Below are 7,783 nucleotides of genomic sequence, written 5' to 3' on the forward strand. Positions count from 1 at the left end.
GCGGTATGGGGCGCGGAGGGGACCAGCTCGGCCGGGGGGTCGCTCCCCCGCTGTCGAAACCGGCGCTCACCCGGTGCCCCCTCACGGCCGCACGGCGGTCGGCCCGTTCACACGATGGACTGCGGCGTCACTCTACTGGGCGCGGCGACGTCACGAGGCGTCAGTACGGATCACTTGCCCCTACCGCTCGGTAGGGGCATTCTGGCAAGCTTCGCGCATGTCTGATCGCGGAGCAGCTCGCGCCCGGTACGACCGGGCCACCGCCCACCTCGACGCGCCGGTGGCGATCGTGGACCTGGAGGCGTTCGACGCCAACGCGGACGACCTGGTCCGCAGGGCGGGCGGCAAGCCGATCCGGGTGGCGTCCAAGTCGGTCCGCTGCCGCGCGCTCCTGGAGCGGGTGCTGGAGCGGGACGGCTTCGAGGGGATCATGTCGTTCACCCTCGCCGAGTCGCTGTGGCTGGCGCGGTCGGGCTTCGACGACGTCCTGCTGGCGTACCCGTCGGCGGATCGTTCCGGCTACGCGGAGCTGGCCGCGGACCCGAAGCTGGCGGCCGCGGTGACCGTCATGGTCGACGACGCGGCGCAGCTCGACCTCATCGACTCCTCGCGCGCGGGCGGCTCCGAGATCGTCCGGGTCTGCCTGGAGCTGGACACCTCGCTGAAGATGCTGGGGGGCCGGCTCCGCATCGGGGCGCTGCGCTCCCCGCTCCACCAGCCCGAGCAGATGGCCGCGCTGGCCCGCGAGGTGTCCCGGCGGCCCGGGTTCAGGCTGGTGGGGATCATGGCGTACGAGGGCCATGTGGCCGGCGTCGGCGACTCGGTCAGCGGCCGGCCGCTGCGCTCGCGCGCGGTGCGGCTGATGCAGGCGACGGCACGCCGGGAGCTGGCGGCGCGGCGCGCGGAGGTCGTCCGGGCGGTGCGGGAGGTGGCGCCCGGGCTGGAGTTCGTCAACGGCGGCGGGACGGGCAGCGTGCAGAGCACGGCCGCCGAGGACGCGGTGACGGAGATCGCCGCCGGGTCGGGCCTGTACGTGCCGCGGCTGTTCGACAACTACACCTCCTTCCGGGGACGTCCGGCGGCGCTGTTCGCGCAGCCCGTGGTGCGCCGCCCGGGTGTGGGCGTCGTCACCGTCCTCGGCGGCGGCTACCCGGCATCGGGCGCGGCGGGCCGGGACCGGCTGCCGGTGCCCCACCTGCCGCAGGGGCTGCGCTACGACCCCCAGGAGGGGCCGGGCGAGGTGCAGACGCCGCTGATCGGGACGGCCGCCGACGACCTGCTCATCGGCGACAAGGTGTGGTTCCGGCACGCCAAGGCGGGCGAGCTGTGCGAGCGCTTCGACACGCTGCACCTGGTCGAGGGCGACCGGGTGGTGCGGGCGGTGCCGACCTACCGCGGCGAGGGCAAGACGTTCCTGTGACACCCGGACGCCCGGACGCCCCGGCCGGACGGACCGGACCGGGGCGCCCGCGCCCGGGGGCGGCGGTCAGACGCCGGTGCCGCCGCCGGAGCCCGAAGCCTTGATGCCCTTGGTGATCTCGTCCATCACGGCGAGGCCGGGCGCCTTGGGGTTGACGTCGAAGCCGTAGCGGACCAGGACGAGCCTGTCGGGGTCCGACGGCGAGGGGAACACCAGCGACTGGACGTAGCCGTCGTCGCCCCTCTCGGTGACGACCTTCCAGCGCACCAGGTAGCCCTGCTCGCCGGCGACCGTGACCTTCTTCGACAGCAGCTGCGTGTGCGAGGTGATGTCGCCGTAGACCTTGCCGCCGTAGGCCCCCTCGGCGTTGCCGGCGATGTCCTCCTTGGCCGCGGCCTCGGCGGTGGTGGACTTCAGCTTCACCGACGCGGCGGGCATGGAGAAGACGCCGCCGCGCAGGCAGGTGTTCGAGGCGTCGCCGGGGCAGGCGTACTCGCCCACGGTGAGCTCCGCGAGCCCGTACCGGCTGGTGGAGCCGGTCCAGCCGTCGGGAACGGGCAGGCTGACGCCGTCGACGGCGTCCAGGGCGAAGCCGGGCTCGCTCTTGGGCACGTCCTGCGGGCCGCCGCCGTCCGGACCCCCACCGCCCGGACCGCCGTCGTCGCCCTCCGGGCCCTGCCCGGGGGCCGTGAACGAGGGGGCGGGCCGGGCGGAGTCCGCACCGTCGCCGCCGCTCCTGCCGAGGGCGACGACGCCTCCGATCACCGCGCCGGCCACCACGACCGCGGCAACGACGGCGATCGCTATCAGACCGCCGCGCCGCTTGCGGGGGGCGGGGGAACGCGCCGGGGTAGCCGGGGTACTGCGGATGGCCCGGCGCCCCGGCGCCGAACGCCTGGGCGGGGGGCGGGGCCGTGCGGGTGTACTCGGTCCACGCGGTCCCGTCCCACCAGCGCTCCAGAGCGGGCCCGTTGCCTGTCTGCCCGGGCTCTGGGTACCAGCCGGGCGGGGTCGTCATGGTCACGGCGTCACCCTAAGGCCCGGCCCTTAAGATTCCCGTCAGTCACCCGGTCACAGAGGGGTCACGTACGCCCCCGCGATGCCCCCGTCCACCAGGAACTCCGCTCCGGTGATGAAGGACGCGTCGTCGCTGGCGAGGAAGGCCACGGCGGCGGCGATCTCCTCCGCCTCCGCGAAGCGGCCCACCGGGATGTGCACCAGGCGGCGCGCGGCGCGCTCCGGGTCCTTGGCGAACAGCTCCCGCAGCAGTGGGGTGTTGACCGGTCCCGGGCACAGCGCGTTGACACGGATGCCCTCCCGGGCGAACTGCACGCCCAGCTCGCGGGACATCGCCAGCACGCCGCCCTTGGAGGCGGTGTACGAGATCTGCGAGGTCGCCGCACCCATGACGGCGACGAAGCTCGCGGTGTTGATGATCGAGCCCTTGCCCTGGCGCTGCATGTACGGCAGCGCCGCCTTGCAGCACAGGTACACCGACGTGAGGTTGACCTCCTGGACGCGGCGCCACGCGTCGATGCCGGTGGTCAGGATCGAGTCGTCGTCGGGGGGCGAGATGCCGGCGTTGTTGAAGGCGACGTCGACCGAGCCGTAGGTGTCGTACGCCGCCTTGAACAGCGCCTCCACCTGCCCGGCGTCGGTGACGTCGACCTGGACGAACAGCCCGCCGACCTCCTCGGCGGCCGCCTTGCCCGCGGCCTCGTCGATGTCGGCGCACACCACGTGCGCGCCCTCGGAGGCCAGCCGGCGCGCCGAGGCGAGCCCGATGCCGCTGCCGGCGCCGGTGACCACCGCCGTCCGGCCCACCAGGCGGCGGCACACCACTGCTTCTGCTTCCGTCATTGCCGGGATCACTCCTCCGTGCTGATGAAGACGTTCTTGGTCTCGGTGAAGGCGGCCAGCGCGTCCGGGCCGAGCTCGCGGCCGAGCCCCGACTGCTTGAACCCGCCGAACGGTGTCCAGTAGCGCACCGAGCTGTGGGAGTTCACCGACAGGTTGCCGGCGGCGGTGCCCCGGGCCAGCCGCAGGGCGCGGCCGACGTCCCGGGTCCAGATCGAGCCCGACAGTCCGTACGGGGTGGCGTTGGCCAGACGCAGCGCGTCGGTCTCGTCCTCGAAGGGCAGCACGACGGCCACCGGGCCGAAGACCTCCTCCACCGCGACGCGCCCGGCCGGGTGGGCGGGGGTCAGCACGGTCGGCGGGTACCAGAAGCCCTTGCCCTCCGGGGCCGTGCCGCGGATCGCGACGGGCGCGTCGGGGGACACGTACGAGCGGACGCGGTCGCGCTGCACGGCGGAGATGAGCGGGCCCATGCCGGTCGCCGGATCAGCCGGGTCGCCGACCCCCACGGCCAGGACGGCGGGCTCCAGCAGTTCCATGAAGCGGTCGTGCACCTGGCGCTGGACCAGGATCCGGGTGCGGGCGCAGCAGTCCTGCCCGGCGTTGTCGAGGAAGGCCATCGGGGCGGTCGCCGCGGCCTTCTCGAGGTCCGCGTCGGCGAAGACGATGTTCGGCGACTTGCCGCCGAGCTCCAGGGTGACCCGCTTGAGGGTGCCGGCACACGTGGCCATGATCTGCTTGCCGACGCGGGTCGACCCGGTGAAGACGATCTTCGCGACGCCCGGGTGCTCGACGAGGGCCGCCCCCGCGACCGGGCCCCGGCCGGGCAGCACCTGGAAGAGGTGCTCGGGCAGTCCCGCCTCCAGTGCCAGGTCCGCCAGGCGCAGCGCGGTCAGCGGGGTGGTCTCGGCGGGCTTGAGGATCACCGCGTTGCCCGCCGCGAGCGCCGGGGCGGTCCCCCAGGCGGCGATGGGCATGGGGAAGTTCCAGGGCGCGATGACGCCGACGACGCCGAGCGGCTCCAGGAAGGTGACGTCGATGCCGCCGGGCACCGGGATCTGCCGGCCGCTGAGCCGCTCGACGCCGCCCGCCGCGTAGTCGAGCAGGTCGCGGACGTTGCCGGCCTCCCAGCGGGCGTTGCCCACCGTGTGGCCCGCCTCTCGCACCTCCAGGGCGGCCAGTTCCTCCACGTGCGCGTCGACCACGGCCGCGAAACGCCGCAGCAGCCGCGCGCGGTCGGCCGGGGCCAGGGCCGCCCAGGCGGTCTGGGCGCGGGCCGCGCGGGTGACGGCGGCGTCGACGTCCTCCCGGCGGGCCGCGGGGACAGTGGCGATCACCTCCTCGGTGGCCGGGTTGAGCACGTCCAGCGCTTCGAGCGGTTCGGGTGCTTCGGGCACTCGCTGCCTCACATGCGTTCGAAGGAGCGGTAGCGCTCCCAGTCGGTCACGGCGGTGTCGTACGCGTCCTGCTCGACGCGGGCCATGTTCAGGTAGTGCTCGACGACCTCGTCGCCGAAGGCCGCCCGGGCGATCGGGCTGGACTCCCACAGTTCGGCGGCCTCGCGCAGCGTGGCCGGCACGTGCGCCACGCCGTCGCTGGCGTAGGCGTTGCCCGTGACGGGCTCGGGGAGGGTGAGCTTCTGCTCCACGCCGTGCAGGCCGGCGGCGATCATCCCGGCGACGGCGAGGTAGGGGTTGACGTCACCGCCCGGCACGCGGTTCTCCAGGCGCAGCGCGGACGGGGAGTGCCCGACCACGCGCAGGGCGCAGGTGCGGTTGTCGGGGCCCCAGGCGACGGCGGTGGGGGCGAAGGAGCCGGGCCGGAACCGCTTGTAGGAGTTGATGTTGGGCGCGTACAGCAGGGAGAAGTCGCGGAGCGCGGCGAGCTGCCCGGCCAGGAAGTGGCGCATCGTCTCCGACATGCCGCCCGGCTCGTCGCCCGCGAAGACCGGCCGCCCGTCCTCGTCGCGCAGCGAGAGGTGGATGTGGCAGGAGTTGCCCTCGCGTTCGTTGTACTTCGCCATGAAGGTGAGGGAGTACCCCTCCTGCGCGGCGATCGACTTGGCGCCGGTCTTGTAGACGCTGTGCTGGTCGCAGGTGACCAGGGCCTCGTCGTAGCGGAAGGCGATCTCGTGCTGGCCGAGGTTGCACTCGCCCTTGGCGGACTCCACGCGCATCCCGGCGGCGCCCATCTCGTTGCGGATGCGCCGCAGCAGCGGCTCCACGCGGCCGGTGCCGAGCAGGGAGTAGTCGACGTTGTACTGGTTGGCGGGGGTCAGGTCGCGGTAGCCGTTCGTCCAGGCCTGCTCGTAGGTGTCCTTGAAGACGATGAACTCCAGTTCCGTGCCCGCGTACGCCGACCAGCCGCGCTCGGCGAGCCGCTCGGTCTGGCGGCGCAGGATCTGGCGGGGCGAGGGGGCCACCGGCGTGGAGCCGTGATCCAGCAGCCGCAGGTCGGCGACGACGAGCGCGGTGGCGGCGTCCCAGGGGGTGATCCGCAGGGTGCCGAGGTCGGGGTGCATGGCGAAGTCGCCGTAGCCCCGTTCCCAGGAGGACAGGGCGTAGCCGTCCACGGTGTTCATGTCGGCGTCGACGGCGAGCAGGTAGTTGCACCCCTCGGTGCCGTGCTCCAGGACGTCGTCGAGGAAGTGCCGCGCGGCGAAGCGCTTGCCCTGCAGCCGGCCCTGCATGTCGGTGAAGGCGACGACCACCGTGTCGATCTCTCCGGAGTCGACACGTCGTCGCAGGTCGTCGGTGCTGAGCGGGGCTGTTCGGTGCACCACGGGTGATCACCTCTCCTACCGGCCGACAGGTGATCCAAAAGTACGGGCCCGGGGCCCAGTTGGGTACGGTGCAAGGAGAAATCCGCGCGTCGCAGGGAGGCTCCCGTGGCCCGTCCGCTGATCGGTGTCAGCACCTACTGGGTCGACTCGGCCCGCTGGGGCGGCTGGGACCTGCCCGCCGCCCTGCTCCCCGCCGGGTACCCGCTGCTCGTACGGCGTTCCGGCGGCCTCGCCGCGCTGCTCCCGCCGGACGACCCCGCCCACGCCGCGGACGCCGTGGCCCGGCTGGACGGGCTGGTGATCGCGGGCGGCCCGGACGTCGAGCCCGCGCGGTACGGCGCCGAGCCCGACCCGCGCACCGACCCGCCCGCGCGGGAGCGGGACGCCTGGGAGCTCGCCCTCCTCCACGCCGCCCTCGCCGCCGGGGTGCCCCTGCTGGGCATCTGCCGGGGCATGCAACTGCTCAACGTCGCCCTCGGCGGCACGCTCGTGCAGCACATCGACGGTCACCGCGGCCCCCGGGTGGGCGCGTTCGGCGGCCACACCGTCAAGCCCGTCCCCGGCACGCGCTACGCGGAGGCGGTGCCGGAGGCCATGACGGTGCCCACGTACCACCACCAGGCGGTGGACACCCTGGGCCGGGGCCTGGTGGTCGGCGCCCACGCCGAGGACGGCACGCCGGAGGCCGTGGAGCTGCCGGGCGACCGCTTCGTGCTGGGGGTGCAGTGGCACCCCGAGATGGACGAGGACGAGCGGGTGATGCGGGCGCTGGTCGCCGCGGCGGTCGGAGCTACTGCCTGAAGCGGTCGGAGCTGCCGCTCGAAGGGGTCAGAGCTGCCGCTTGAAGCCGACGTGCGAGGCGGTGAAGCCGAGGCGCTCGTAGAAGCGGTGCGCGTCGGCGCGGGCCCGGTCCGAGGTCAGCTGCACCAGCGTGCACCCCAGGCGGCGGGACTCCTCGACCGCCCACTCGATCATCAGCGTCCCCAGGCCGCCGCCGCGGGCGTCGCGGTGCACGCGGACCGCCTCGATGACGGAGCGCGTCGTGCCGCGCCGTGACAGCCCCGGTATCACCGACAGCTGCAGCACCCCGACGAGCGTGCCGTCCCGCTCGGCGACGACCACGTGCTGGCCGGGGTCGGCGACGACGCGTTCGTACGCCGCGTAGTAGGGCTCCAGGTCGTCCGGGGTCTCGCGGCCGCGGCCGAGGCCGTCGTCGGCGAACATCGCCACGACGGCGGGGATGTCGTGGCGGGTGACGGGGCGGAAGTGGGGGTCGCTCATGCGTGCAGCGTAGATCTTCTGCGGGGGGTGTCCCTTGGGGCCGGTTGTTGTGTGCGGGTTGTTTGCGCCTGCGGGCGGCTGCGCCGGGCTGCCCGGTGGTTGTGTGCGGGTGCGTTGCGCCTGCGGCGGGCGGTTTCCCCGCCGCCCGCCCGATTGCCCGGCGCGGTCAGTGCGGGCCTCGCACCATGTGCCTGAGTCGGGGCCGCGCCGGCGCACTCCCCCAGCCTTCGGCCGGGGGGACCCCCACTGCGCTCGCGGTATACGCCCACATCGTTCGACGCCGGGTCCGCCGCTCGTCTCCCCCAGCCTTCGGCCGGGGGTGCCCCCATGGGGATCCCCCCGGCCGAAGGCTGGGGGAGACGAGCGGCGGACCCGGCGTCGAACGATGTGGGCGTATACCGCGAGCGCCTGTCTCTTATTACAATCTCCTACGCCACACAATA

General features: G+C 73.8%; 7 protein-coding genes and 1 pseudogene. 2 read left to right on the forward strand and 6 right to left on the reverse strand.

The window, feature by feature from the left end; translation table 11 throughout:
- The first annotated feature begins 217 nt into the window (after positions 1–217).
- Positions 218–1,420: an amino acid deaminase/aldolase gene (locus tag PV341_RS41975; protein WP_500330609.1), complete on the forward strand. Its 1,203-nt coding sequence runs from the start codon at positions 218–220 to the stop codon at positions 1,418–1,420.
- Between the two features lie 66 nt (positions 1,421–1,486).
- Here the strand turns inward: PV341_RS41975 and PV341_RS41980 are convergent, their stop codons facing one another.
- The 5 genes and pseudogenes from PV341_RS41980 to PV341_RS42000 all read right to left on the reverse strand — a co-directional run bounded on the left by PV341_RS41980 (position 1,487) and on the right by PV341_RS42000 (position 6,059).
- Positions 1,487–2,185 (reverse strand): hypothetical protein, encoded by a 699-nt coding sequence (locus tag PV341_RS41980; protein WP_500360613.1) that lies wholly within the window; start codon positions 2,183–2,185, stop codon positions 1,487–1,489.
- Between the two features lie 178 nt (positions 2,186–2,363).
- Positions 2,364–2,438, reverse strand: a pseudogene (locus PV341_RS41985) (hypothetical protein); the annotation flags it as partial.
- 53 nt (positions 2,439–2,491) lie between these two features.
- Entirely contained in the window at positions 2,492–3,280 is a 789-nt protein-coding gene (locus PV341_RS41990) for a 3-oxoacyl-ACP reductase (protein WP_500330611.1), read from the reverse strand.
- A gap of 8 nt (positions 3,281–3,288) precedes the next feature.
- Positions 3,289–4,674: an aldehyde dehydrogenase family protein gene (locus PV341_RS41995; protein ID WP_500360615.1), complete on the reverse strand. Its 1,386-nt coding sequence runs from the start codon at positions 4,672–4,674 to the stop codon at positions 3,289–3,291.
- A gap of 8 nt (positions 4,675–4,682) precedes the next feature.
- Positions 4,683–6,059: a glutamine synthetase family protein gene (locus PV341_RS42000; RefSeq protein WP_500330615.1), complete on the reverse strand. Its 1,377-nt coding sequence runs from the start codon at positions 6,057–6,059 to the stop codon at positions 4,683–4,685.
- Between the two features lie 105 nt (positions 6,060–6,164).
- Here PV341_RS42000 and PV341_RS42005 point away from each other — a divergent pair, with 105 nt between their 5' ends.
- Positions 6,165–6,860 carry a gamma-glutamyl-gamma-aminobutyrate hydrolase family protein gene (locus PV341_RS42005; protein WP_500330617.1) on the forward strand — a complete coding sequence of 232 codons (696 nt, stop codon included), beginning with the start codon at positions 6,165–6,167 and terminating at the stop codon, positions 6,858–6,860.
- Between the two features lie 27 nt (positions 6,861–6,887).
- On the opposite strand, the gene PV341_RS42010 is transcribed toward PV341_RS42005, so the two are convergent.
- On the reverse strand, positions 6,888–7,340 hold the full coding sequence (locus PV341_RS42010; protein ID WP_500330619.1) for a GNAT family N-acetyltransferase: 453 nt from the start codon (positions 7,338–7,340) through the stop codon (positions 6,888–6,890).
- Between the last annotated feature and the right edge of the window lie 443 nt (positions 7,341–7,783).

It is taken from the genome of Streptomyces sp. PA03-1a, assembly GCF_033792805.1.
In the GTDB taxonomy this organism is placed as follows: Bacteria; Actinomycetota; Actinomycetes; order Streptomycetales; family Streptomycetaceae; genus Actinacidiphila.